22 protein-coding genes and 1 pseudogene are annotated in these 26,958 nt (G+C 36.9%); 2 read left to right on the top strand and 21 right to left on the bottom strand.

Translation table 11 applies throughout. The features are described from left to right. Positions 1 to 4: 4 nt before the first annotated feature. From larC to ACY3XC_RS23145, 6 genes are all read right to left on the bottom strand, one after another. Positions 5 to 967 carry a nickel pincer cofactor biosynthesis protein LarC gene (gene larC, locus ACY3XC_RS23170; RefSeq protein ID WP_464870667.1) on the bottom strand — a complete coding sequence of 321 codons (963 nt, stop codon included), beginning with the start codon at positions 965 to 967 and terminating at the stop codon, positions 5 to 7. Beyond that, positions 964 to 1,722, bottom strand: coding sequence for a nickel pincer cofactor biosynthesis protein LarB (gene larB / locus ACY3XC_RS23165; protein WP_464870666.1), 759 nt, complete (start codon positions 1,720 to 1,722; stop codon positions 964 to 966). Before larB ends, larC begins: the two co-directional genes overlap by 4 nt. 112 nt (positions 1,723 to 1,834) lie before the next feature. After that, a complete protein-coding gene (gene larE / locus ACY3XC_RS23160) occupies positions 1,835 to 2,647 on the bottom strand; it encodes an ATP-dependent sacrificial sulfur transferase LarE (protein WP_464870665.1) in 813 nt (270 codons plus the stop codon). A gap of 143 nt (positions 2,648 to 2,790) precedes the next feature. After that, the gene (gene larA, locus ACY3XC_RS23155) at positions 2,791 to 4,053 is read right to left on the bottom strand and encodes a nickel-dependent lactate racemase (RefSeq protein ID WP_464870664.1); all 1,263 of its coding nucleotides are present in this window, start codon (positions 4,051 to 4,053) and stop codon (positions 2,791 to 2,793) included. Between the two features lie 106 nt (positions 4,054 to 4,159). After that, positions 4,160 to 5,275, bottom strand: a complete 1,116-nt coding sequence (locus ACY3XC_RS23150) for a 2-keto-3-deoxygluconate permease (RefSeq protein ID WP_179160680.1) — start codon at positions 5,273 to 5,275, stop codon at positions 4,160 to 4,162. 1 nt (position 5,276) lies between these two features. Next, on the bottom strand, positions 5,277 to 6,437 hold the full coding sequence (locus ACY3XC_RS23145) for a glycerate kinase (RefSeq protein WP_464870663.1): 1,161 nt from the start codon (positions 6,435 to 6,437) through the stop codon (positions 5,277 to 5,279). A 151-nt stretch (positions 6,438 to 6,588) separates the two neighbouring features. Between ACY3XC_RS23145 and ACY3XC_RS23140 the strand changes: the two genes are divergently transcribed. Further along, a complete protein-coding gene (locus ACY3XC_RS23140) occupies positions 6,589 to 7,689 on the top strand; it encodes a CdaR family transcriptional regulator (RefSeq protein ID WP_464870662.1) in 1,101 nt (366 codons plus the stop codon). Positions 7,690 to 7,809: 120 nt separating this feature from the next. On the opposite strand, the pseudogene ACY3XC_RS23135 reads toward ACY3XC_RS23140, so the two are convergent. Then, positions 7,810 to 7,935 (bottom strand): annotated as a pseudogene (locus ACY3XC_RS23135) (hypothetical protein); the annotation flags it as partial. Between the two features lie 211 nt (positions 7,936 to 8,146). Between ACY3XC_RS23135 and ACY3XC_RS23130 the strand changes: the two are divergent. Continuing rightward, entirely contained in the window at positions 8,147 to 9,526 is a 1,380-nt protein-coding gene (locus ACY3XC_RS23130) for a hypothetical protein (protein WP_464870661.1), read from the top strand. Between the two features lie 285 nt (positions 9,527 to 9,811). Here ACY3XC_RS23130 and ACY3XC_RS23125 read toward each other — a convergent pair whose 3' ends face one another. The 14 genes from ACY3XC_RS23125 to ACY3XC_RS23060 all read right to left on the bottom strand — a co-directional run bounded on the left by ACY3XC_RS23125 (position 9,812) and on the right by ACY3XC_RS23060 (position 26,777). Next, positions 9,812 to 11,332 carry a spore germination protein gene (locus ACY3XC_RS23125; RefSeq protein ID WP_464870660.1) on the bottom strand — a complete coding sequence of 507 codons (1,521 nt, stop codon included), beginning with the start codon at positions 11,330 to 11,332 and terminating at the stop codon, positions 9,812 to 9,814. Positions 11,333 to 11,342: 10 nt separating this feature from the next. Further along, positions 11,343 to 12,521, bottom strand: coding sequence for a Ger(x)C family spore germination protein (locus ACY3XC_RS23120; protein ID WP_464870659.1), 1,179 nt, complete (start codon positions 12,519 to 12,521; stop codon positions 11,343 to 11,345). A gap of 2 nt (positions 12,522 to 12,523) precedes the next feature. After that, entirely contained in the window at positions 12,524 to 13,648 is a 1,125-nt protein-coding gene (locus ACY3XC_RS23115; protein ID WP_464870658.1) for a GerAB/ArcD/ProY family transporter, read from the bottom strand. Positions 13,649 to 13,658: 10 nt separating this feature from the next. Further along, positions 13,659 to 13,853 carry a hypothetical protein gene (locus ACY3XC_RS23110; protein WP_179160694.1) on the bottom strand — a complete coding sequence of 65 codons (195 nt, stop codon included), beginning with the start codon at positions 13,851 to 13,853 and terminating at the stop codon, positions 13,659 to 13,661. A gap of 566 nt (positions 13,854 to 14,419) precedes the next feature. After that, the gene (locus tag ACY3XC_RS23105; protein ID WP_464870657.1) at positions 14,420 to 14,959 is read right to left on the bottom strand and encodes a DUF6143 family protein; all 540 of its coding nucleotides are present in this window, start codon (positions 14,957 to 14,959) and stop codon (positions 14,420 to 14,422) included. 791 nt (positions 14,960 to 15,750) lie between these two features. Next, positions 15,751 to 16,239 carry a hypothetical protein gene (locus ACY3XC_RS23100; RefSeq protein ID WP_464870656.1) on the bottom strand — a complete coding sequence of 163 codons (489 nt, stop codon included), beginning with the start codon at positions 16,237 to 16,239 and terminating at the stop codon, positions 15,751 to 15,753. Continuing rightward, positions 16,220 to 17,026 carry a DUF3100 domain-containing protein gene (locus ACY3XC_RS23095; protein ID WP_464870655.1) on the bottom strand — a complete coding sequence of 269 codons (807 nt, stop codon included), beginning with the start codon at positions 17,024 to 17,026 and terminating at the stop codon, positions 16,220 to 16,222. Before ACY3XC_RS23095 ends, ACY3XC_RS23100 begins: the two co-directional genes overlap by 20 nt. Beyond that, the gene (locus tag ACY3XC_RS23090; RefSeq protein WP_464870654.1) at positions 17,019 to 18,302 is read right to left on the bottom strand and encodes a zinc-binding metallopeptidase family protein; all 1,284 of its coding nucleotides are present in this window, start codon (positions 18,300 to 18,302) and stop codon (positions 17,019 to 17,021) included. Before ACY3XC_RS23090 ends, ACY3XC_RS23095 begins: the two co-directional genes overlap by 8 nt. A 1,023-nt stretch (positions 18,303 to 19,325) precedes the next feature. Next, positions 19,326 to 19,589, bottom strand: coding sequence for a hypothetical protein (locus ACY3XC_RS23085; protein ID WP_464870653.1), 264 nt, complete (start codon positions 19,587 to 19,589; stop codon positions 19,326 to 19,328). Then, positions 19,582 to 20,298, bottom strand: a complete 717-nt coding sequence (locus ACY3XC_RS23080; RefSeq protein WP_464870651.1) for a conserved phage C-terminal domain-containing protein — start codon at positions 20,296 to 20,298, stop codon at positions 19,582 to 19,584. Before ACY3XC_RS23080 ends, ACY3XC_RS23085 begins: the two co-directional genes overlap by 8 nt. A gap of 1,085 nt (positions 20,299 to 21,383) precedes the next feature. After that, positions 21,384 to 22,502: a glycoside hydrolase family 25 domain-containing protein gene (locus ACY3XC_RS23075; protein ID WP_464870650.1), complete on the bottom strand. Its 1,119-nt coding sequence runs from the start codon at positions 22,500 to 22,502 to the stop codon at positions 21,384 to 21,386. A gap of 16 nt (positions 22,503 to 22,518) precedes the next feature. After that, positions 22,519 to 23,535 carry a hypothetical protein gene (locus tag ACY3XC_RS23070; protein WP_464870649.1) on the bottom strand — a complete coding sequence of 339 codons (1,017 nt, stop codon included), beginning with the start codon at positions 23,533 to 23,535 and terminating at the stop codon, positions 22,519 to 22,521. Positions 23,536 to 24,533: 998 nt separating this feature from the next. Next, complete coding sequence (locus ACY3XC_RS23065) at positions 24,534 to 25,295, bottom strand: DUF4352 domain-containing protein (protein ID WP_464870648.1); 762 nt, start codon at positions 25,293 to 25,295, stop codon at positions 24,534 to 24,536. 90 nt (positions 25,296 to 25,385) lie between these two features. After that, positions 25,386 to 26,777, bottom strand: coding sequence for an alkaline phosphatase (locus ACY3XC_RS23060; protein WP_464870647.1), 1,392 nt, complete (start codon positions 26,775 to 26,777; stop codon positions 25,386 to 25,388). Between the last annotated feature and the right edge of the window lie 181 nt (positions 26,778 to 26,958).

The raw sequence follows: 26,958 nt of genomic DNA, 5'->3' as shown, positions 1-26,958 counted from the left end.
TGGCTTATCCACCAATGATTACTCGAAGGACATTGGGGCGGTCTTTAAAGTCTTTTGTACCTGCGCCATACCCAATTGATTTTACTTCCATTGATGGAATCGTGCAAAATTCTTCTGCCAGCACTGCTATGATCGCTGCGCCTGTTGGTGTTGTAAGTTCAAATCTCACATTGCTTTGTTCAATCGGTACACCTTTTAAAATTTCTAGAGTAGCTGGCGCAGGTACTGGATAAATACCATGATCGATATGTATTTTTCCTGTACCAACAGGAATCGCTGAAGACTTTATTTTCTTTATGTCTAATTGATGGAGTAGAATGGCAGCTCCGACAATATCAATAATCGAATCGACTGCACCCACTTCATGAAAGTGAACTTTTTCTAATGGGACTCCGTGTATATGCCCCTCTGCTTCACCTATTTTTCGAAAGATTTTTAATGAAGTAGCTTTCACTTCGGCTACTAATTCGGATGATTCAATCATTTTTACAATATCACTGTAAGAACGGTGATGGTGATGGTGTTCATGATGATGATCATGCCCATGTTGGTGATCATGCCCATGATGATGATCGTGCTCATGATAATGATCGTGCTCATGATAATGATCATGCTCATGATGATGATCATGCCCATGATGATGATCATGCCCATGATGATGATTATGCTCATGATGGTGATGGTGATCATGCCCATGATGGTGATCATGCCCATGATGATGATTATGCTCATGATGGTGATCATGCCCATGATGATGATCATCAGCTTGAGTCAATAACACATCAAACTTTGTACTTGTGATCCCATTCTTCACGATTTTCTTCCATTTCAATTGATATTCATCTTCGAAATGAAGCTTTTTTAATTCTTCCACTAAAACAGTTGGATTGGCACCTGCATCCAGCAGACTTCCAATGAACATATCACCGCTGATTCCAGAAAAACAATCGATATAAAGTGTTTTCATTGCTGCTTTGCTCCTTTTTTTGCTAGGTTATCAATCAATACTGCGTTGTATGCCCCACCAAATCCATTGTCGATATTCACCACGCTGATACCGGAGGCGCATGAATTTAACATTGTCAGTAATGCTGACAAACCATGGAAATTTGCACCATAACCAACACTTGTAGGAACGGCTATGACCGGATGTGAAACTAGACCGCCAACTACACTTGGAAGAGCACCTTCCATTCCAGCTACTACTACAGAAACAGTCGCTTGTTGTATTTGTTCAATATTATCAAATAAGCGATGAATCCCAGCTACACCTACATCATAAAAGCGGCGAACTTGACTTCCTAATGCTTCAGCTGTAACCGCTGCTTCTTCCGCTACTTTAAGGTCTGAAGTACCTGCACAAACGATTGCAATGTACCCTTGATCAGGTTCATTACTGTATGTGTCCTTTTTCCAAAACAGAATCTGTGCAACATCGTTATAAATTAATTCAGGATTCACCTGAAGGATGTAATCCGCTTTATCCTTTGAAATTCTGGTCACTAATACATTATTTCCCTTTGATTTGATTGCATCTATGATGGAAAGGATTTGTTCTTTTGTTTTACCTTCTCCATAAATCACCTCTGGGAACCCTTGGCGATTCTTGCGGTGATGATCGACTTTGGCAAACCCTAAATTCTCATATGTGGCTAACTTTTCTTTCGCCTCTGAAACGCTTAATTTTCCCTCTTGAACTTGTGACAATATTTCTTCCAACAATGTTTTCACACACCTTAAACGATCTTGTTTCGATTGAATGTAAGGTCATGACCTCTACTCCCATGCTGCCACCATGTAATTGGAACTAGAGGTCCCTCTCTCCATTTTGTTTCTACTTCTCAACCTGTTGCAAAACCTTATTCATGCTGCCGCTTTTGTAGCCAACAAGATCCATTGTAATATAGCTATATCCAAATTCTTGAAGTTTTGCTGTGATTTCTTGATGATGTTCCAATAAGCGCTGCATCTCTTGTGGTTCTACTTCAATTCTAGCAATCTCACCATGCGTACGTACCCTTACTTGCCTAATTCCAATGGCTCGAATCGCTTGTTCCGATTGATCTATCCTTTTCAGTTTTTCTATTGTAATGTGCTCTCCATAAGCGATCCTTGATGAAAGGCATGCAAAGGAAGGCTTATCCCATGTTGGCAGACCCATTTGTTGGGAAAGCTCACGAATCTCACTCTTATAAAGATCAGCTTCCTGAAGCGGTCCCCTTACGTTATATTCTTTCGCCGCCTTTGTACCTGGCCTGTGTTCCCCAAGATCATCTGCGATTAACCCGAAAGCTACATTATTGTAGTTATGCTCCTCCATGATGGGTACAAGATGCTGGAACAAGCTTTTTTTACAAAAATAGCACCGGTTTGATGTGTTTTCAGAATAACCTGGAATATTTAATTCCGATGTCTGAATAACCTCATGTTTTGCTCCTAGCTGTTCAACGAGTTTAATGGCTTCTTGTAATTCCTCAAAAGGGTATGTTTCACTATCCGCTGTTACAGCCAATACATTTTCCCTGCCAAGGGTGTCGAGTGCAGCCTTCAATAAAAATGTACTGTCCACACCACCAGAAAAGGCGATGACGACCGTTTCCATTTCCTTTAATATTTCTTGAAGTTTGTTATATTTTAATTCTAGCATGACAATCTCCTTTATTAACGTTTTGGTGCTAATTCAATTGCGTGTCTAATCGCCTCAACTAAGCTTTCTTCACTTGCGATTCCTTTTCCGGCAACATCAAACAGCAGTACTCTTGATTGACTAATCCCGCTCCATTATCCCTATTACTCTTCCACGTAAGGAATTGTTAGTGGACCTAATGGTAAAACAGCGATAGACATATTTTCTCCGTAGGTTTGCTTTAATTCCTCCAACGTCTGTTCAATATTATGGGTAGGTTTTAACATAGTACTAAGTACTTGTTCATCTGTTAGCTTGGAGTAAACATGGATATCTGCCCATACTTGGGTGACGGCCTGCTTCTGAACCTGCCATTGATCGAACATCTTAAAATTTGAATCATTGATAAGGTCTAATAAAGCTTGAGGGCTATCAGCGAGTTCAAAAATCTTAGAGTAGTTTCCGTGACTTGGAAGTCCATCCGAGCATTCAGAAGCGACAATAATCGTTCCGCCTTCTTTAACAATTTTATGTGCCGCACTCATCCCTTTAACGGCTTGATAAAGATTTTGGTCGAGTGGGTAACCCGAATTGGATGTAATCACGACATCAAATCGATCCTCACACTTGATCATGGCATGTTCTTTTACAAATTCACACCCTTTATCGTGAGCCTCATACAATTCTCCGGCAAATACTGATGTGATTTCCTTTTCTCTATTTAATGTTACGTTAAACATGAAATTAGGCTTACACATCCGATTGATTTCACGAGTCATCTCTTGAACAGGATTATCATCCATATTTCCCCATGTTGAACGAGCATCCCCAATCATTCTTGCATTGTGGAAGGTCATGATGGTTTCAATACCCGCAATTCCTGGCATAATCCCTTTTGGTCCCCCAGAAAATCCAGCAAAAAAATGTGGTTCAATAAAGCCTGTGACAATGCGAAAATCAGCTTCAACGTATTCTTTATTTAAATAGACGTCACAACCAAACTTGCTTTTTCCAACATTCGACAATGTTTCTTTATCATGGCATTGATTGTTGATGATTCTTATATTATCTACAACCCAATCTCCAAGCATTTGAACAAATTCTTCCCTTGTTTGATCACGATGGGTACCTGTTCCGTTAATAATAACAAAATTTTCAAATGGAACATGACCAAGTTCTTCAATTAGTACGGGTACCATCTTGTGATTGGGTGTTGGTCTCGTAATGTCACTGATAACAATGGCCACTTTATCCGTTGCCTTCACCATTTCTTTTAAAGACGCTGTGCCAATTGGATTTCTTAATGCCTCTTTTAGTGCTTCCATATCATTTTCTAAACCTGGTAAATGATTAGGTTCTACAATAAACGCATCATTAGGTAACTGAAGAGTAAGGCCAGTTTTTCCATATAGTAAGGTTGTTTCCATTACAAATCCCCCGCTTTTTTGTTTTTGTTCATTCATGCCGTATTCTGTTTTCTAAAAGGATGAAATAACCACACCCCTGAGAGAGTACTCAGGGGTGTTAATTTAATCATGCAATATTTTGAGCACCTTGCTTCTTATTTACTATTTCACTTTCTAAAGTACCATCAATTCCTTTTCTTTTTTGATACTTATCAACTAAGATAACAGCAATTGGACATAGAACAGCTGTTGTAAGGACGGCAATAGAAATTTGCGCTGTTGCCAGGTTGGCAATTTCAGCATAGCTAGCTGCTTCCGCTTTACTCATCATCCCTGAACTTGCCGCAACGGCAGCTGCCGCTGCTATAGCTGCTGGAGTACCAACTGCATTACCTGCCGTAGAGGCTTCCGCCCATGGTGCAATTTGGCTTTTCTCTCTAAATAATTTAAATACTAACATACCAGTAGTCCCTGTTAGAAGAGTCGTAAGAATTCCGAGTGTTAAACCTGCTGCTACAACAGAAGGATTGAAGAAATTAGCAAAGTTCATGCCAGCACCTAAAGCGAAAGCAAAGAATGGTACCGGTAAAATTTCTCCTGGCTTTAGGAATTCACGGATCTCAGGATCTAAGTTTCCTATTATCATTCCAATACCAATTGGTAATAAAACGGCGATAAAGGCGATAACCGGGAATTTGGAGCCTAATAAACCTAAAGACATTAGTGTAAAGAATGGACCGTCATTTAGCGATAAAACCGCAACTGCTCCTACATCGGAACGGTTTCCATATTGGCCAGTTAAGGCTGCATACATTCCACCATTTCCGTTTGTCATTGCCGCAATAATGGCAATCGTAGAAAGACCAAACAATCCTGCCATAGGGTCAAAAAAGTATCCAAAGAGAACACCAATCCCTAATCCTGTTAAATATTTAGAACTTGTAAGTAAGACACCTTTTTTTAAGGCTGTTCCCCCTACTCTTAAATTCATTTGACTACCTGCACAGAAAAGGAATAATGCAATAAGAACTAATGCACCATTTTTAAAAAGGGCTTCAGAAAATCCGCCTATTCTTAACATTTCATAATTGCCTTCAGCTGTTTGAGCTACACCTAGAGATTTTAAAAAGTCCATAATAACCGGCAAATGTAGTTGATCAATCGTATTTAGTAAAGCTCCTAACATAAGAGGGACAACCATCAGACCTCCAGGGACCTTTTCAATCGCTTGTTTAATTTTCATGTTACCTAACCACCTTTCCAGAATTTAATGTTTGATGGTAAAAAAAGGATCTAACTACTTGTTCTGCACTCTCAGCTAATAATTCTGCCGCATTCTTGATGGCTTCATTTAATGTCATAGGCTTGTTTATAATACTGCTAACGCTTACAATTCCGTGTTGATATAACACATCAATACCTGTACCAATAGAGCCAGCAATAATAACAGTTGGAATATTCTGTATTTTAGCTGCCTGAGCTACCCCCATCGGAGTCTTGCCTGAGGCAGTTTGGAAATCCACTTGACCTTCTCCTGTAATAACAAGGTCAGCTCCTTCAAGAGCCGTATGAAGTCCTGTATGTTCAATAACTACATCAATACCTCGTTTCATTCGGGAAGGAAAAAAGGCTTGAAATGCCCCGCCTATTCCACCAGCTGCTCCGGCTCCTGGTAAATCGTGAAGATGGACACCGGTTACTTTTTCAACTTCATCTGCCCAATGAGCTAGACTAGCATCTAATATTTTAACCATCTGAGGGGTTGCTCCCTTTTGGGGACCAAACACATGGGATGCTCCATGTGGTCCAATTAAAGGATTTTCTACATCCGAGGCAATAAGAAACTTGCAATATGGTATTCTCTCGTCAAACTCGCTTAAATCAATCGAACTGATTTTTGTGAGCTCGGCACCACCAGTGCAAATTTTGTTTCCCTGTTCATTTAATAGTGATAAACCAAGAGCCTGAAGCATTCCGGCCCCGCCATCATTGGTAGCTGAACCTCCCAGTGCTAAGATAAATGACGCAAAGCCATCATCTAAAGCCTGTTTAATAAGTTCCCCTGTTCCAAAGGTAGTCGCTTTTAAGGGATTAAGCTCTTCCCGGGGAATCAGTGGTATTCCAGAGGCCTTTGCCATTTCGATGACACAGGTCTTTCCATCACCCAATATGCCATATTCAGCCGCAACCTTTTGACCTATCGGTCCGGTAACAATAACCGGGACTTTTTTTCCATTGGTGGCAGCAACTAAAGTATCCAACGTCCCTTCTCCACCGTCAGCAACAGGAATACATAGAGTTTTGGCATCTGGAAATGCCTTTTTAATGCCTCCTTCTATTGCTCTAGCTGCCTCAACTGCACTTAAACTCCCCTTAAACGAGTCAGGGGCTATTACAATCTTCATAAATTATCCACCCACTTTTCGAAAGCGCTATCATTATTTCTTTTTCATTATACTAAGCTTGATTAAAGAATACATCGTGTGTACTATATAAAAAAAGATACTATTTTTTCTGATTTTTTGTACGATTTAACTAACTTTCCGGAGGAAAATAATGTTAACAAGGGAAATTGCCCAAACCATTGTAATAGAAACCTCGCTTCGCCTTAATAGAAATATGAACATAATGGATGAAAAGGGGATTATTATTGCCTCCGGCGATCCTTCTAGGATAGACGATATTCATGAGGGGGCACTTGAAGTTTTAAAAAGCGGAGAAACTCTTATTATTCCTTTCAATGAAAAAGGAGTTTGGAGAGGAGCTCATCCCGGCATCAACCTGCCTATTGTTTTTCAGGATAGGATTGTCGGAGTGATTGGGATTACTGGAAATCCCGAAGAATTGCGGGAGCTAGGCGGCATCGTAAAAATGACTACTGAGCTCATGATTCAAGAAAAATTTATCGCTTCTCAATTGGAATGGAAACAGAGAACGAAAGAAATGCTTATCGAAGAACTTTTGAAAAGTTCTCCATCCTATAGCAATATCGAACGCTGGCTAAACCTAGTTGGTCTGAACCTTCGGGAACCATTTATCATAACTGTCATTCAAATGACCGATCGCATCATCGCGAATCAATCGTTAATCAATAAAATAGAAGGATTAATTGGTGAAAAACACTGCCTTGTAGGTTTTATCAATATTAATCGAATGTTTATTGCTTTTTCCGGTTACAGTGAGCAAGAATCAGACAAAAAGCTAAACAGTATTTACGTGGAATTGAAAAAGCTTAAGTTAAAATTCCGACTTGCTTTTAGCACTCCTTTTATATCATTGAGTAAGTTTAATCAATCCTATATTGATTGTGACCTTGCCCTTCAAATCAGTGATGAAAAAGAGGATTTCATTTCATTTGTTAAAGTAGAACCGAAAGCATTAATTTATAAAATAGATCGTGCTTGGGGAGAAAAGTTTACAAATAGAATCATGAATAAAACCTTAGTTAAACATGCTGATACTTTAGATGTTTTTTTCAAAAATAACTTAAATATTCAACAAACTGCTGATGACTTATATCTCCACCGAAACACACTCATTTATCGACTTAGTAAAATAGAAAAAGACACGGGGTATGATCCAAAAAAGTTTAAAGATGCGTTGACACTACAGCTCGCTCTTTGGTCTGATAAGAGACTAAAATCCGGTGAACTGTGAGGACAAAAGTGTCAGGCCGCGAAAAACTAACCCAAGATTAAAAAAAGAAGCTTCCCCAAGTTTACTCAACTTATGAGAAGCCTCGATTAGGTCTCCCGTATTGCTATGGGAGACAGGTATTTAAAATTCAATTTTAATCTTTTGTGAATCGCTGATTTTTTTCTTTTCCTTATCGAATACATCACTAGTGGTTATTTCAATCAAGCCGATGTCTTTTGCTCCATTTGAATGATCATCTTTATGACCCTCTTCTTCTTCACTGTGCTCATCTTAAAGTATTTATCTGGGGACTCCCCCACTAATTGGGACGATTCACATGAAAAACTAAGGGAAAGAAGAGTAACAGATTTATTCAGAATAACGTCTAATTGTTATAGATTAGAAACTGCTAGGAAAAGATTTTGAATCCCAAATTTCATAATTCATAAATTGATAGATGATAAAGGGAGGCAAAGAGATGTCAAGAACACAGAGATATAAGAAGAAAAGAATCAGAAGGAATTTTATCATTATTCGTATTGTACTTTGTGCTTTAGCCGTATTCATTTTATATATATCGGCTAGAGGTTTAAAGAATATTGGGACCCATTCACCAGCCAGCAATCAGGTGAAAGATAAAATTGAAGAATCTGTTGAGGAGGATACCTCTGTTAATACAGAGGATCTCAAAAAGGAAAAAGAGCTTGAAGAGAAGGTTAATCTAGTTATTAAACATGCAAAGACTTTAGCATTAGGATTTGACTTTAAGGGAGCTATTAACTTACTACAAGCTTTTACTGAGCAATTTGGAACAAATGATACCATAACTGAGGCACTAGCAAACTATCATCTTGAAAAAGAGCGCATGGTATCATTAGGTTCCTATCATTCCATTGATCAAATTAACCATGTCTTTTTTCATTCATTAATTGCAGACACCTATAAAGCCTTTGATGGAGATAATGATTCAAATGGTTACAATTATTATATGACCACCGTCTCAGAGTTTAAAGATATGATGACAGAAATGTACAATGCGGGCTATGTGCTTGTAAGTATCCATGATGTAGCAAAAAAAGAGACATTAGAGGATGGGTCGACACGATTTGTTCCAGGAGATATTATGCTTCCTCCAGATAAAAAGCCTTTTGTCCTATCTCAAGATGATGTAAATTATTATAAATATATGGATGGGGATGGTTTTGCAGCAAAGATTGTTATTGGCGAGAATGGCAGACCCACTGCTGAAATGATACTTAATGATGGAACCACTTCTTTTGGAGATTATGATTTAGTACCCGTGTTAGAAACATTTATAGCAGAGCACCCTGATTTTTCATATAAAGGCGCAAGAGGAATAATAGCTTTAACCGGGTATGAAGGTGTTCTAGGTTATAGAACACAAGACCCAAACTCACCATCCTACCAACAGGATAAAGAAGCTGTAGTGGAAGTTGTCAAAGCACTAAAGGAATGGGGCTGGGAATTTGCCTCACATAGCTATGGTCATCGTGATATGAACAAATATAATTATTCATTCGTCGTAGACGATACCAATAAGTGGAAAGAGGAAGTTGGGTCTTTAATTGGACCTACGGATATCTATATTTACCCATTTGGAATTGATATTGAAGATCCAGATATTTACGATAGTGAAAAATATCAATACTTAAAAGATAGTGGCTTTGATTATTTTTGTGGTGTATATAAAAGTCCTTGGCTGCAGGTCGGGAAAGAGTATATCAGGATGACTAGAAGGCCGCTGGACGGTCAGGCCATGCTGCAGTTCCCAGATAGACTTGAAGATTTGTTTGAAATCAGTAAGGTGATCGACCAAGCTAGACCTGCGCTTCAATAAGCAAGGCAGTAATCCCATTGCCCAGTAATCCGAAAGCTTTCCACCATTTTTACTAGATACTCTTCACGACAATATTCTCCCCACTCATGGGTATTAAACCCAGGTTTGGCAGTATTTAAAGCGATTTTAATCAAACGTTTGGTTAGTGCTGATTCAACTAATCAATCGTTTGATTAACTAACGCATAAGCCCTTTTATCAAACAATTTTAGGCTGTTTACAAAATAATTAATTGTCGGATAAAAGTTATGGTGTTACCATTCCACTCAAAACTGACCCATTTATCTCATTTTGACCTCCTTTGATCATCTGGTTTTAATTCTTCAAATCGTTTTGATAGTAAATTTAACGGTGCTCTAATAACAGTGTCTAACAATTCTGCATACCGATACGGTGCAAACGGTGATGTATAATATGTCCCAAAGCTCTTTAAACCAACTAAGTGAATATTGATGAAAATGTAGGCAATTAGTATTCCATATAATCCAAACAGAGATGCTGCAATCATTAACGAAAAGCGTAATATTCTTAGTGATATACTGACATTGTATGAAGGAAGGACGAAAGAAGCGATAGCTGTTAGGGCAACAACAATCACCATTACTGGACTAACAATCCCAGCACGAACAGCGGCATCACCAATGACAAGACCACCTACAATTCCTATTGCTTGACCTACCGGACGAGGTAATCTAACACCAGCTTCCCGTAATAGCTCTAAAGTAATTTCCATAAAAAAAGCTTCTATAAATCCAGGAAAAGGCACCCCTTCTCTTGTCCCTGCAATCGATAATGCTAGTGTCGTTGGAATCATCCCTTGTTGATATGAAACCATCGCAATATACAATGATGGTAGAAACATCGCTATAAAAGCTCCTAAATAACGAAGGACTCGAATCAATGACCCAATTTGCCAACGGTCATAATAATCTTCTGGAGATTGAAAAAGCATATGAAATGTAACTGGCGCCATTAAACTAAAAGGACTTCCATCTAATAAGACAACCACTTGGCCGTTCATTAACGCATTTACTGTTCTATCAGGGCGCTCAGTTCGTAAAGTTTGTGGAAAAATGGAAAGTGGATTATCTTCAATTAACTGTTCAAGTGATCCAGTATCAACAACATCATCAAAATCAATACAGGAGATACGGTAACGAACTTTATCAATATACTCTTGATTGGTAATTCCTTTAATATACAAAATGGCAAAATCTTTTTTTGAGCGTCTGCCTATATTTCCATATTGAACAACAAAGTTTTGATCTCGGACCCTTCTTCGCATTAACATGACATTCGTTTGAAGCGATTCAATAAAGCCGTCCCTTGGTCCTCTAACAACCACTTCACTTTCTGGCTCATCAATACTGCGTTCATTATTACTACGAGTTGCAAAAAGCAAAACTTCATCTATCCCATCAATGACTAACAGCGCTTCACCAGATAATAATTGAAAAATGGACTTTTCAAACGACTTTTCCTTTCTGACATCACAATGAAAGACAACTTCATCTAATAATTGCTCGAGTAATATGCTTTTCTGTTTTTCGTTAACTGAATATTTCAGTAGAGGTTCAATTGTATTTTTTTCAATTCGATCTTTATCAGCTAAACCATCTACATAAAACAACGCTGCTTTAATTTTTTTCCCTACTAAAAAATCACGTTGTATAATGTCATCACTTTCACCAACGATATTTGTTACTAATGTAATCGTTTCATCGATATTTTTACTTAATTGCAAGGGATATTCTGTTCTTCCCCTTGTATTATCAGACATTAATTTTGAAAATGGTTTTTTAAGCAAGGGTCATACCTCAATTCACATCAATTTCTTCTTTTGTCATATAATCACGAATTCGCACTTCTGCTTCGACGGTAAAATTTGCTTTTGAAAAATAGCCATTTTCCCCTTCCCACTCTTTTTTAATTTGTTTCCAATGTTTCGGTGTTTTCCTATTCACATATTTACCGAAACCGAGGGCATCTGCATAATATTGATGTTGCAGTTTCTTGATTACTTTTAGTGCCTTATTCTCAATTTCTTTTGCTACTTCTTTTTGTAGTTGTTCATTTGTCTCTTGCTCACTTAACTTAATATTATCTACCCAATTTTCAACAAAAGAACCTTCACTTTTAATTAATAAATGAAAATGATCCACTCCGTCTTTTTGAGTATATTTAATAGATGTATTTAAGTTACTTGTTTCATAAACAAACAATTTACCTTTATAGCTTGCTTCGACAACTGAATTCTCAGTGTCACTCTGTATGATATTAACCCCGTCAATATCCTCCTCCCCTAACCAACCTTTAAATTTATTCCATTGCATAATTGCAGCACCAGCAATCTTGAAATCACCCTGTTTATGAACAATATGTGGAATCAGATAACTTTTTTCCTCAAGGACTTTCTTTGATAGCTCACCAATGTTTAAATCTGCTAGCATACCGTGGTGTGCCCGATAATTTTCTTGTATCATTTTTATGGAAATAGCAGGCATTATTTCAAGAGGGAGTTTTTGATTTAATATTTTCTCTCCATTTCCATTAGAAATAAAAACTAAAGTATCACGGCGCATCTCGTGATCTCTTATAAAATAGTCAATTAAATTTTCAATAAACACATCCTTCACAAGTTGATCATTAATGATTAACACTTTTAAATGCTCATAATTTAACCTTCTACTACGACGAGACACAATATTACGGTTTGACTTAAAATTCGTTCTTCCGGTTGTACTTATATTAAAAAAGGCTTTTTCTTCTAATGGATTTCCTTCACTAAGAACGCGAGGAATAACTACTTGATAGGTCGTTTTGAACATCTGGGTCTCAAGCTTTTTAGATTCATCCTCAAAATGCTCCTTTATTTCTTGATCATCTTGTGGATCAAGGGAAATCGCAAGAACGAAACCCATTTCATCAATCTCTCTTATATCCCAACATCCAGTTAGCAGTGTCAGTATTCCTATTATCAGTACAGGTTTCTTCACACTTAACGGACCTCACTTTGTTCTGTGTCACGTTTTTTATTTTTAACAATATAGAGATAACCGATCATGATCGTAAAAAGTGTTAACCCTAAACCTAAATATCCGATGAAATCTCCAAAAGAAAATGTTTCTTGGAGAGAATTTGGAATGAAAGTGATCACGAAACTAATGGTAGCGAGTATTATTGCTATAGAAGCAGCTCTAATTCCAGGAAAAAACTGCTCTTTTATAATATTTGTGACTATAAAATGAAAGTTTGACATTGTATTAAATATCGTCAAGATCCAAACGATGATAATCAACGGTTCTAATCGTTCAATTAACCCTTGAATAATCTCTATTTCTTTCGTAAGTTCAATAGTCGGATAGGTAACCACTTTCGTGGCTTCAAGTCCTAATATTGAAATGGCTAATAACGTAAAACATAAATATAATATCCCTACGATTGCTAAGCCGATGTTTATATATTTTGAGGAAACTGACTTTTTATCAGAGTACACCATAAAAAAAAATAAAATCTCTATACCTAGAAAGGAAACGATTGTTTCTTTTGAGCCTCTTATAATGGGTACCATTCCTTCTGCGCCTATCGGTAATAAACTTTTATAATCAAACTCTTGTAAATTAAACATAATAATGAATAAAAGCACAAGGAAAACAATTGGAAAAAAGAGTAAATTCAAATGAATAATCCCTTGTAAGCTTTTCGTAACCGCATAAGTGATAGCTAAATACATAAAAATAATTACAACTTCAGAAGGTGTTTGGTTAATTAAATACACACCTACAACTTCTGTAACAATTCGTGCCTCAAATGAGATAATAAAAGTGAAATAACATATAAAACCTAATGTTAGAAATTTAGTTAAAAAGTAGCCCACCTTATTTTTTTCTTGGACATACTGAAGGATACTTTGTCCATGGGTTCGTTGATGCAGCTTAATAATGAGTGTAGCCATTGCCATATTAGCGATTAACCCAATGATAATCGGTATCCAAATATCGGGAGTTCCAACGCTTTTAGCAAGTGAACGTGGCAAAGTAAGTATTCCAACACCTATGATAGTTGATATTACTGTAATCGTCATTTCCAAACTTGATATTCGATAATTATCTTTATTTACCATCAATTCACACCTACTTATCGCTTCCCTGCTGCAAATAGTATTCCTTTTGGTTTCGTTTCTCTTTCCAAGGGGGATTCACTTTATTCTCTACCCAGACATTTAACCTTTGAATCGTTTTCATGATGATAAATAGGAGACCTCCATACAAAAACACACCTGATTGTGGAATAAACCCTAATATACGTTCAAAGATATTTTGAAACATCTTTTTTTCTCCAATCAAAGTTTTCATTTAAAAGTAGTTTTTACCAGCAGATGAAGTTTATACAACTGTTAAAAAATATAAAAACTCTTGTCAGTAATAAATCTTTATTACTGACAAGAGTTTTTTTCATAGTGAGTTAAGCTCGCCATTTTTCAGATTGTCTCCATCAATGACGTATTACTAATAGAATATTTCTATAAATCAAGTTCTTCATCAACATTCACGTATTTCATATATTCCATATTAATATTTTATTATTTATCCTATTGAAAATTTTGACACTTTATCAGCAAAAAGAATAGATCGTCTTCTGACGATCTATTCTAAAGCACCCTAATAACATTCCTGTAGATCGTTAAATATCAGGTTTTAAAAAAATAGAGCCCCTTAGTAAGATATGAGTATAGAGTCCAATCAAACTCTGAATCTTAAGGAGCTACTATGAATTTTAAAATGCAAGACAAACAAAATCAAATAATAGAGAGAATTTCCGATACACATCTAATTTGTAGGTGTTGATATATAATTACCAAACAGTTTGTATTTCAGGTAATTGTTTTATCATGCTATTCCCTTTTATTTTTTTCAAACCAGCCGAACGCAACTTCCGCCTGAATGATTTCATTATTTGGTGAAACTAAAAAAATAATAAATGACCCGCCCGGTGGAAAGATAAACTTCCCATCTTCATCGCTAGCTAAAGTACTATGCGGGGGTACAATCCGCCTAAATGCCATTACCCCTCTTCTTGGAAATCCTTCAACAAATTCAGCATATGCGATTTTTACTTCGGGCTTTGGAAGCGGCGAAAGGGCTGTGTTTGCGGGCGTCACATTAGTCGAAATCATTTGCTTACCAGGAGGAATGGGATTAAACCAAATTTCAGCTTCAATAGGTTGATTGGAATGATTGGTTATGGTAAACGCATTTACAAATAAATTGACATCGGATTTAAACGGGTTCACTAAGCCTCCCCACGCATTTTTTTCTTTTCCAAAACGAATGTGTTCCGTTTGTCCAACAAAATATCTCCCCTGTAAGGATTGATACAAGGGGTTAGGTATGTTAACGGCTTTACTAAATCGGTCATTATTAAACAATGGCATAAGAATACTTCACTCCTTTCTAAAGTTTATGTAAATTGATAGAGAATGCTTGGACAAAAATGTTAAAAGACAAAAAAACGTTAAGCATAATTAATACCGCCAACATTTCTAAAAATTTTGTACGCTAGAGAATTCACCTAAAAAAGCGATTCCCTGAAAGATAAGGAAACCAACCTTTAAACTTGGCTTATCAACTATCCCTTTAACTTAACAAGGTTTTAATTAAATCTTTATTTCTATAATAAAGGCAATAATTCATCTAGAGACTAGTTTTCTAGGAGGAATTATCTTATTACTTTCTAAAGTATATAATCGTTTTATTTAATCCATTCTTCAAATTTTAATAAAAAACGCTCATTACCGTAAATATCAAAGAAATATTTCATCTTGGTCTAACAATAAAAGTGCGGATGGATTATTTCCAGCTAATGTTAGCACTGTATAGATATTAGTGTAAAAATGTCTGATTGCGAGATTAGGGAATATTTAAAGGGATTAGGCATTTCACACAGCAGTAACTTGCAGCGAATGGATAGGGAAGGAAGATACGCAGTATTGGTCGAGTTGAAGGAGTTAAATGGGGTTTCTTTAAGACAGTTATCAAGGATAACGGGAATCTCTAAAAGCGTCATTGACCGTGTTCACTAATAGATAAATGGACAAAATCGTGTTCAGATTGCTCTATTGCGGGGTCGTGTGCAATATTAAGTGAAGGCTGTGAACCCACTAAGCTATCACCATAAGGGCAAAAAGGGACAAGGTTCTGTCCCCTTGTCCCTCACGGATGCTCATTACCTTCCTGCCAAAAATAATCCAATTTGAGCCATCAATGTACTGCCAATATAGGTTCCGCTAAATACGAAGATAGCAACAATGGCAACTTTCCAAGAAGTTTTCTTTAAATCTACCAAACGATTTGCTACAGATATTCCGGCAAAAGTCAGAATGGGTGTTGTGATGGAAAGGAAATCCACCGCTCGAATAGCTTGAACAAAAAAGTCTGAGATCAAGCACATAACAAGTGAAGTAATAGCAACCCAGCCTAATACCGGAAATTCTTTTAGAAAATTAATAGGACATGTTTTGAGCTTTTCCGAAATAAAGATTCCAATCATAGAGAAGACCCATAATGCAATCAGTCCCGCTACCGTCATCCCGGTAACTGCCATAGAGTCTGGATTTTTCAACTGTTTAATAAACTGAGTAAATACGATAAGCAAAAGACTTAATAAAATGATTAAACCATATTTAACATATGAATTACGCAGCGCGTTTTGCATTTTTATCACCTCTGACTAAAAGTCTGTAAATCAATTTCTGTAATGGAGCCGCAAGAAATACCATTGTAAAAGTACCTAGGAAACTAGTAAGCAATTGACTTGCGGACGCATAGGCTAAAATGGTGCTCTCCATTTCTGGAACTTGTGCAACTAAAGAAGCGGAAGCGGCACTCATCATACTCCCTGAACCCATACCTGATGCCATAGCTAAGGCTTCAATACTGAAACCAAGTTTAAGTAATATTGGTGCAAAAATACTGAAAAATATCGTTCCAAATAATGTCCCGATGATATATAAAGATAAAACTCCTCTTCCTTCATCAGAATCCAGCGTATATTTTTCTGAAATATAAGCAAGTTCCCCTTCACGGCCAATTCCTAGTGTAGCTCCAATTGCTTCTCGTCGTAACCCAAGCATAAGTGCAACCGGCAGACCTAAAAGAACGGTTCCTAGGTTTCCAATTTCTTGAGTGAGGAATACCCAGCCAATCTGTAGTATTTCCCCTAATTTCGGGGCAACATCTGCACCATATCTCGCCATTAGAGGCAGCATTAAGAAAATCAAGTACTTCCCAGCAAATTCAACGTTTTCTTTACTATAGACTTTTTTCCAAAATCCTTTGCGGAAAATATTTATTCCTAAAACCATAGTAATGATAATGGCAAATACAAGCGGTAATAGGCCTATTGAAAAAGTGCCAATCTGAACACTTTGGAACCCAATCATTTCAGACACTGTTATGACTGCTAGTGCAAATATAATGAGATAAATAAAATTCTTATTCATTTTTTTCGTTCCCTTTCTGATCCATAATTTCACTGATTAATTTGCTATAGTCTTCATAACTTCTTTTATACAATCGCGAAGAATCAATGTTCCCGTTCATTTTTTCGAAAACCTGTGCTAAAAACCTTGGGAAAATCTCATAAATAAATGGCGGATCGATATCGATAAAGTCATCACCATGAATCGTTCCCGTAAACCCGCTGTAACCAATCTGAATGCAAGGAAGCATATAAGAAAGATCACCAATATCTCCCGCTGCACTGATCGGATCATCATTATATAGCACTTCAATTTCATCATTTCCTTCAAATGCTTTCCATACAAAATCGGATAAATAACGATCTTGTTTAAAAGGTAAATACCCCATCTGTGTTGAAATTTCCACATCTCCTTGCAGTGCTAGAGCACTTCCTTTTGCCGCATCATCTAGTTTAACTGCAACTTCTTTCATATAATCTACGGATAAAGTGCGCAAATCTGTCCCTACTGTAATCGCGTTTGGAATGACATTCGTTGACATATCTGATTCCATCACAATCGGATTAATTCGTACCTTTTCTGTATCGTTTAATTGTTGACGGCTCAAGCCGACAGCTACGTTAAATAAGGTAGACATATTATACGCATTTTTTGAAGAGAAGGGATCAAACCCTGCATGGGTTGCTTTTCCAATAAATTTATACTTTTTATACAGGAATCCAGCTAAATCACAGTTGGTGTTAATCGTTCGTTTCTCAAATTCTCCGCCTATTGCATGAACACAGATGCCCAAATCGATATCATCAAAAACACCAAGCTTCATAGCTTCTGGCTTACCACCATAATGCGTGATCTTGTTTTGTTGCATTAATGTGTCACGATAAGCTAGATCCAAGTATTCCTCTGCTGGGACAAAGATAAAGGACACTTTATAATCAAAATCCTTGTATACATTTGACTTCACCATATAATTGTATAAAGCAAGTGCGATGGCAACCTGTGTGTAATGACCACAGTTATGGGCAGCACCCGTATTTTTATCCGCATACATATGTGAAGGGGCATACACCGCATCTAATTCTGCTATAAATGCAACGTGAAAGTCTTTATTTTGATCTCCTAACGTTGTTTTAAAGCCAGTAGTACTGAATTCTTCAATTTGAATATCCGGATTCATTTGTTTTAAACAAGCAATAACCTTCTCTCTTGTTCGTTCTTCTTTATAACCTAGCTCCGGATGATAATATATATCCTCTGCAACCTTTTTTATTTCCTCGTACTGGCTTTTGAAAATCATGTTGTTAACCCCTTTACTATCAAAATCTATTGATATAACTTGATATTTCAATAGATCTCTAACTTTATTTACATATTTTTTATTGATTAATGAGGATTCTTTGAGACTCATCTCTATTCCACATATTGTATATTTATTCCGATAATTATTTGTGTTTGATACTATAAAATTGTAAAAAGTATCTCATCAATAGAAATTCTAATACATATTACGAACGCTTTATATTTTATTCTAATTATCGTTCGATATCAACCCTGAATTATACAAGTATTATTCATCTTACATAGGTGGTATCGGAGACATTAGTGGTGAAATGTAGAATTTTATTTGTTTTTATATCAAAAATACCTAAATTTACCAAAGGGGGACTATAACCCGATATATCTTGTTGATTCAATTTATAAATAATGATCTTAAAACGGTTAGTTTGATTTTTAGCACAGAAAACTTGAGCCAAGTTTTTATTCCTTTACACCCATTTTTGGAAAAAAAAGCTTTTGCATTAAATACCTCTTCGTCCGAATCCAAGTGAGAAAAAACTATCGATACCTTCAAAAGCTTTCCACCATTTCTACTAGATTCCTGTCTCGACAATATTCTTACTACTAAATAGAATTAATCACAGGTTTGACAGCATTTAAAGGCTTTCTAATCAATCGTTTAGTTAAAACCAAATTAACTAATTAAACGTTTAATTAAATTCCGCCTTAGCCCTTTTAATAAATGAATTTTTGGCAATTTCCAAGGGAATAAATTGTCGTATAAAAGTTATGGTTGTTAGGAATAAACTTAAAAACTGACAATAGAATATAACGAAATACACCTTTCAACAAATAGAAACAAATTTTATACTAACTAATCGATTGATTGAAAGTGCAATAAATCCTTTTAAACCAGGCTTTTACCCATTTTCATAAAAAATTTATTGTCGAGGAAATTCTACTATAGGTGAAACGATTGTTGTACAAATCTATAATCCAAAAGTATTCAAGAAATGACAGGGTAGGTATACTGGTATACTTCCTACCAATCTTCTTCCCCTGCATTCAAATCTAATACAAAACCACTAGGGATATCCCGTCCATAAGACGTATTCTGGACCAAATCACTAATTTTTGGCGGATGCGGTGAATCTACAACAAATTTCAATAGTTTCCCCTGCACTTTATCATACGAATATTTCTGCAGGACCATATGCCAGGCATCCAACTTCTGTTGATCAAAATGAAACTTTTCATAATAGACTTGAATAAGTACCATCAACGTATAAATCTCTTTCTTATTCATCTAAATTAAAATCCTCCTCAGTCAATCTCATCTTACCTTCCTGCTGATTGAGATAAGCTTCAAATTTGGTCCCAAACAACGTCTCTGGCCGAAGGAACTTATTCCAAACAGGATCAGACTGCCAATCAGCAGACTTTAAATCAATGACTCTATTAAAATCCTCAAGCGTAAAACCTTCACCACATCTGGCATGAATCAGTTCCCTTGTTTTAATAGAGCTTAGTTTATAGTTCTTTCCAGTCTTCTCATTCAAATAGCGGATAATTTCAGCATAGGGAATCTCCTTTTTCACAGAAGAATGGACTGCGGATTCCTTTGTCTTCTCTGGTCCTTCTTCAGGTGCTATTTCCTCTATAGGAGTAGTTTGGCTCTCCAACAGGCTATCTTCAAACTCCTGCAATTTTTCATAGTCAATGCTGTACCATTTTGTCTTATCCATTTTCATCTGATTCCAATTATCAGACAGAAGTAATCCTAGCATCTCTAACGAGCGAATCGTCCGCTTAATCGTACTCACTGACCAAAATGGCAGCTGCTTCTGCCACTCTTCATATGTATTATAGACCCAGGTTCTCCCCTCAATTTTATGCTTGCTGATTCCGAGCCAATAATGGATTTGCTGCAATACCACAGCCTCATTTAAACCAAGCTTAACTGCCAAACTAGGAATAATCATTACCGGACTTTCATTGATTAATAACCTACTCATCTGAACCTTTCCTCTATTGAACTTTTCATAAAGGAACCTTGATTCGGTCGTAAGACACGAGCAGCCCGTCATTTGGTTTAAGTTCCTTCAACCTGTTATATATAGAAAAAGTTCTATGGTATTGCTTGGGTCAACAAGAGTAACCCTACGTGTCATTCTGAACCTATCTACACATTAGAATGAACGAATCAGCTTGGGCATTTTGGGCTTATGTATGTTCCATTAAACCTGCCAAGAGACGGTACTCAATGTTAGATGGCGGTTACTTAAAAGAGTCAAGTACATTCAAACAATAATGCTAACACTTTTGTACTCCTTTAAAGACATAAAAAAAGAGGCATCTCAAAAGTTCATTCAACTAATGAGATACCTCTATTAATAAATATTTCACTTATATTCAAACCCTAATATATAAAGGGTTGGAACGGCTTATTACATCATGCCGCCCGTAAGATGAGAGTGTGTAATATCTTTAACGATGGATGCAAAAAGTGCAGTATATCCAGGTTTCGGGGAATCTGAGGTGTAACATCTTTAACTGGAATTTACCGTTTTTCATGAGATTGCGTTAGCAAAATGTTAGCATTTTGTAGCGCATATTTGGATAAACAATACTTACTCAATGATTGAACTTAGAAACGGTGCTGATTTTTTAGCATCGATTCGCCTAATTTTTCCCGAAAGGCTATGAAAACGAGAAGTTCTATGATTGATAACGTCTTAGATTCGATAGGCATCGCTACCCTCTAACAGGAATGTGGTGCCAGGCACCATCCAATGAGATTCCGATAAAGGGAAATTTTTTCATATACCTTTATAGGCAAACCTATAAATTTCAACTAACTCTTGTTACTAATGGTAGCTTGGGATTAGCAGTCGAACATTGGTCATAATAGTGTTTTCCTAAAAGGAATTAAAAGATCTGAGTTCAGTAGAATACGAACTCAGATCTTAGAAGCTGCCTAAATATATTCGTCTAACTTTATTGGGTCAGATCAAAATAGCGTTGCTTTTTTTATTCGGGTACTGCGAGGAGTAGCGAACTATTAAACTCTAAATCTACACACTTTGCCCTTATATTTCGTTTATGGTAGTTTCCAAGCTACATTATAGTCATCATATCCACCATAGTACTGCCAAATTTCTGCCTTTTCGTTTGTTCCAGGGAAATTAAGCCAATCTGAATTGCTTGTTGTCAAATTTGTAGGGATGTCACTCGGATAATAAGCGACCCAATAAGCCCCTGGAGTGCTTGGCGAAAAGTCGCCCATTGTGCGTTCCCAGCTCCCTGGAGATGAATAGGTGCCAGGTTTTACACCTTGTCCATATTGATTTAGATAATCCACAAATGCGTTATAAATCATTTGATTATTTGCATAGTCATAGTCTTTCATACCGGTTAGGGCCGGTTCTACATCAATAAAGATAACAGGTCTAACTTTTGAACCATATACACTTTTCATAGTTTCATAGGCTTGTAGTGCTAATTTGGCCTGATGGACTCCCCAATCGCTTGCCGACATTCCTGATGGCGCAGTTTGCATACCGGATAAAAACCAGTAACCGTAAACATAGGTAGCATCCTGTGCTCTAGCGCTACTGAAATAAATTGCACCGCCTGTACTTGCATCAAATTGCACATTGTTCCCATAGCCTAACTTCCCTATATAAAAATCCTGTCCTTCAGGATTCGCTAATGTAGCGGAATCCGATCCGAAAAAATATTCCTCTGTAGCATCCGTTTCGTTCAATTCTGCCACTGAAGGATTAGAAAGGTCATTTGGGTTTTCGGAAGTCTCATTATATTCTGCTACTGGTGCTTCAGAAAAGATGGCAGAGTTTTCCGAAGCATTCAATTTGGCTGTTTCACTGGCATGTATACTTGCCTGCGATTTTCCGATACTACCTTTTTCCTTATGTTGAATCTCGGCTTTTACTTCTTCTTGCTGAGCAGGAACTGCAGGTTGTGCGGGAACCTCAGGTTGTGTAGGAACCTTAGCTTGTGCAGGAACCTCAGGCGTTACTTTCACATTGGCATGTACATTTACGGAACTGTTTGCTTGCGCAGCATGAACAGGCTCTACTTTGGCTTTATCAAGTCCAGCCGCCGCAGCAAAAGGGCCTCCTGCCAGTAGTCCAAATGACAATACTCCAGTTAATACAAAAGATTTAACAAGTTTATATGGTTTAAAATAATGTTTCATTTCTAATTTTGCTCCTTTATTTATCGTTACCTGTGGCTAAGTTAACAGTAAACGTTAGGTAAAAAGGAGCTGCTATTGGTGGTGGTGAAGGTGGAGCATTCACCCATTGATTATTCAACCATGTATGCTGAGAAAGATAAGATTGGACAAGCTGGATTTCATAATATGGATTCCATACAAACCATTTATCTAGAAAACTTATAGTATTTAATCCCTGACTGCCCCGGTCATTTGATGGTCCCCCGTTACTGCCCGTCCGCTGCGTTGGGTTCGGCACCTCACTGACCTTTGGAATCTTTTCCTCAGCTAATGGGATACCACTCTTTTCTTGTGACTCCTGCAAAAGGGGTTCAGAACGATTTTCCTTTTTGACCAATGATAAATCTGTGTCCTTCCCTTGAGGTTCGAAACTTGCAGGGTAGACTTGTTTTTTTACTTCAGTTTCAGAATTATGTAAGGAATCTAAAGCAGAATTTCCAGACCCGTTTTTAGGAGTCGGCGTATTCTTTTCTAATCCATTATTATGTTCCTCAACAGCTGCCACTTTTTCAGGATCGCGAGCCTCATTAACGGACTTTTCAGTCTTATTTAAGGCAGACTGCACATTACCTTTTGCCTGATCATGCAATTTTTGTGATGCTGCAGCTGACTTATGGATAGCTGGATTGTTAGGAGGAACTTTAGATGGCTGCTGCTTTACTCTACCTTGATTGTTCATAGCTGGATTAGGTTCTGCCACAGCTTCTTCCTTGGCTGGAACATTGGATTTCACAGCTGTGGGTCCCACTATAGCCTCTTCCTTGGCCGGAACATCTGGTTTTACAGCTGCGGGTTCCACTATAGTTTCTTCCTTGGCCGGAACGTCTGATTTTACAGCTGCGTTATCAATTCCCACTGAAGGACTAACTTGTCCAGGAGCTTTTTGGGAATTCTGCGGTCCACTAAGTTCGTTCTCCTCAGCAAAGACATTGCTCGGTAAAAACATGGCGGCTCCAACAATTAGACCTGATATAAATAAATGCCGTAGGTACATTATTTCACCCCCTTTCAAAAAAGCAGGGCATCATAACCCACATAGACATTATTCTACATAACTATTATTTTTTTTGTCGGTTTTTCGTTTCTTTAACAAAGAAAGAGTTCTTTTAACCTAAGCTGGTTCTATAATGGATGAGTCAAATCTACTTAAACAAAGGGGCTTTACTCATATACAATTGAGGACATCGAAACTATTAGGTCAAGGTAATGTCTAACCACTAGATTCATAGAAGTTTGAATTGTGTAGTTTTTATTTGAATAAGATTTATAGTCAAAAAAAAATAAACACCTCGACTAAATGAGGTGTTTTCGGCTGCTTAAAAATTTTGATACGATTGTATACCATAAAGCTCCCCGTTCGTAATAATGAGATACTCTTCCTCGGTATTGTCCTTTTTAGCAGTTACAGAACCATCTTAAATTGAAGATCAAAAACATTTCACCTAATTTCTTTACCTTGTTCAAATAAAGGAAATATAGCAACGATTGGTGCACACAGACATTAACACCACAATGAATATTTACGCTTATATGCCTGTCAATATGGAAGAAAAGGCCTCCCAACAGTTTAGCAAACTGATGAAAGACCTTCTCCTATAGATAGCTTTTTAGTCATAGACTGCCCTGTTTTTTATAAAACGAGGACAAATCCGAGGACAAGAAAAGCATATTATCATTTTAGACGTTGATATAACAAGGTTTTAAAACCCCTATTACATCATGCCGCCCCTAAGGTGAGAGTGTGTAATATCGTTAACAATGTGTGCAGAAAGTGCGGTATATCAAATTTTTTCTGAATCTGAGGTGTAACATCTTTAAAGGGATTATACCGTTTTTTATAGGATTGCGTTAGCAAAATGTTAGCATTTTATTTGTACTTTTTAGGAAGATAAGAATTTATATACTAATAATCAATAGTTGAAAAGTATAAAGATGTCAACGAGGTTTGATATAATTAAAAAAAGGTCTCCATATTGCTATGGGAGACAGGTATTAAAATGCAATGTTAATTTTTTGTGAATCACTGATTTTTTTCTTTTCCTTATCAAATGCATCACTTGTAGTTATTTCAATCCAGTCAATGCCTTTTGCCTCATTTGAAATATCATCTTTATGAACTTCTTCTTCACTGTGCTCATCTTTATGTGCATGGCTGTCTGATGCATTGACAATAAAACCAAGGTTTCCATACTTTGTGCTATTGCCTTCTATTTCCCCGTTCAACTCTTCAAGGTAAATATCTTTTTCCCAATCAAAGGTTTCACCTGTGTTCGTTTTAAGCAAGGCAATCGGTGCAAAATTCACTTTCTCATTAGAGGTGTTTTTAATCTCGACGAAAACTTTAACAAAATCGAATTCCTCATCATGTGTTAACACATGAAAATAATCGATCATACTATAATCCGGTCTTAAATGAATCCATTTTATTTCTTTTACTGTTAATTCTATCGGTCCAACTTTATACGTTTTGTTTACGTTTTTGATAGCTTCTAAAGTAGCTTCACCTTTTCCATCTGTATACGTCTGACCAACTTTTTGCAATGTTCGATCATCTGTTACTTGAGGGTTCGGCTGGTATTCATCCATTAAGCTCTGTGTTTGCTCCATATCCTTTTGCTGATTGGTTTCATCATTATTTTTAATCTCGGTGTTTTCTGTCTGGGCATCATTTTCTGTGTTCGTTTGGTCGTTTCCAGGAGCTGAACATCCAACAAGTAACAAGATCAAAAATAACATGGAAAGAATTCGTTTCATGATGATTCCTCCGTATGGATTCTTTATTCAAAAAATTTCCCGTTGCCTTTATGAGAAGCAACGGGATATTCTTATTTCTTTCGTTATTTTTTACTTATCTTCGATTTTAATGTCATATTTCAAAATATCGAAAACATTTTTAGCAATCTCAGTATTATCAATTTGTCCTGCAAATTTTTCACTAGCAGGTCCAAATGCGTATACAGGTACGTCTTCACCCGTGTGTCCGCCTGTAGTCCAGCCAGTATGAGAACGCTTATTGAAAATATTCTCAATCGCATTGTCAATGTTAACAATTTTCTTTGTATCAACTGCATCTTTAACAGATTGAATTTCTGCTGGTGTTAATGTTAGGATATTTTGATCAATATACGTTTTCAATGTCCCTTCAACATCTGCACCGTTAGCAATTTCTTGAGCTATGAAGTCAGGAGTACGTTTTGCTGCTTTGATTGGTGTACCGAACCAGTTATAATTATTGTCAGCACCAATGGAATATCCACCAGTAGAATGGTCAGCTGTTGCAACAACTAGAGTATGCTTGTCCTTTTTTGCAAATTCAATGGCTGCTTTAAATGCTTTTTCGAAATCTTCCATTTCACTCATCGCACCGACAATATCATTGTCATGACCTGCCCAGTCAACTTGGCTTCCCTCAATCATTAAGAAGAAACCATCCTTATCTTGACTTAATCGAGAGAGCGCTGCATTTGTCATTTCCTCAAGAGAAGGAGTTTCTGCTGGTCGGTCAATCATCTTTGGAAGTCCACCCGGTGCGAATAAACCAAGTAATTGATTGTTTGTATCTTTCAACAGGTCTTCCTTGTTTGTTACATAGCTGTATCCGTCTTTTTTGAATTCTTCTGTCAGATTTCGATCTTTACGAACAAAGTTACTCACGCCTCCGCCAAGAAGTACATCGATTTTGTGCTTACCATTCACCAGTTCATCAAAGTAGTCATCGGCAATCGAGTTCATGTTTTTACGGCTGTGGTCATGTGATCCGAACGAAGCAGGTGTTGCATGTGTAATTTCTGAAGTCGCAACAAGTCCTGTCGCTTTTCCTTGCTCTTTCGCAGCTTCAAGAACTGTTTTTACTTCTGAACCGTCGTTATCCACCGCAATCGCGTTGTTATATGTTTTAATTCCTGCAGACATAGCTGTTGCTGCTGACGCAGAGTCCGTTACGTTTTGTTCAGGGTCTTCCGGATAAGTCATTTGTTGTCCTACAAGGTATTTGTCAAACTCTGTTTGTTCAGCAAGTTTTGTCGTTGGATCATTTTTTAAGTAACGATGAGCAGAAGTATAAGAAACACCCATCCCATCACCGATTAAAACAATTACATTTTTAATTTCAGCATTATTACTAGCAGTCTCATTTGCACTTGCAGTTGAGAAACTATTAAATAAACTACCAAACGCAACTGATGAAAGAACAGCCACCGGTATTAACTTTTTGGTTAATTTCTTTTTGTTAAGCAAATTTGTTTCCCCCTAATGATTGTCTTATGTTGCTCACAAAAACAATTTTATAATGAAAGTATTAATCTACTGTTAATCAATCGTAAATTTTATATTAAGATACTTTTAAAAAACCTAAACTAAGAAAATTGAAGAGTAAGTATAGTTAATTTGATAGATTAAAAAGCCCGTCAACTTAATA

Source organism: Bacillus sp. CZDM1, assembly GCF_055502545.1.
The sequence above is the reverse complement of the archived record's forward strand: the minus strand, read 5'-3'. Positions and strand labels throughout refer to the sequence as shown.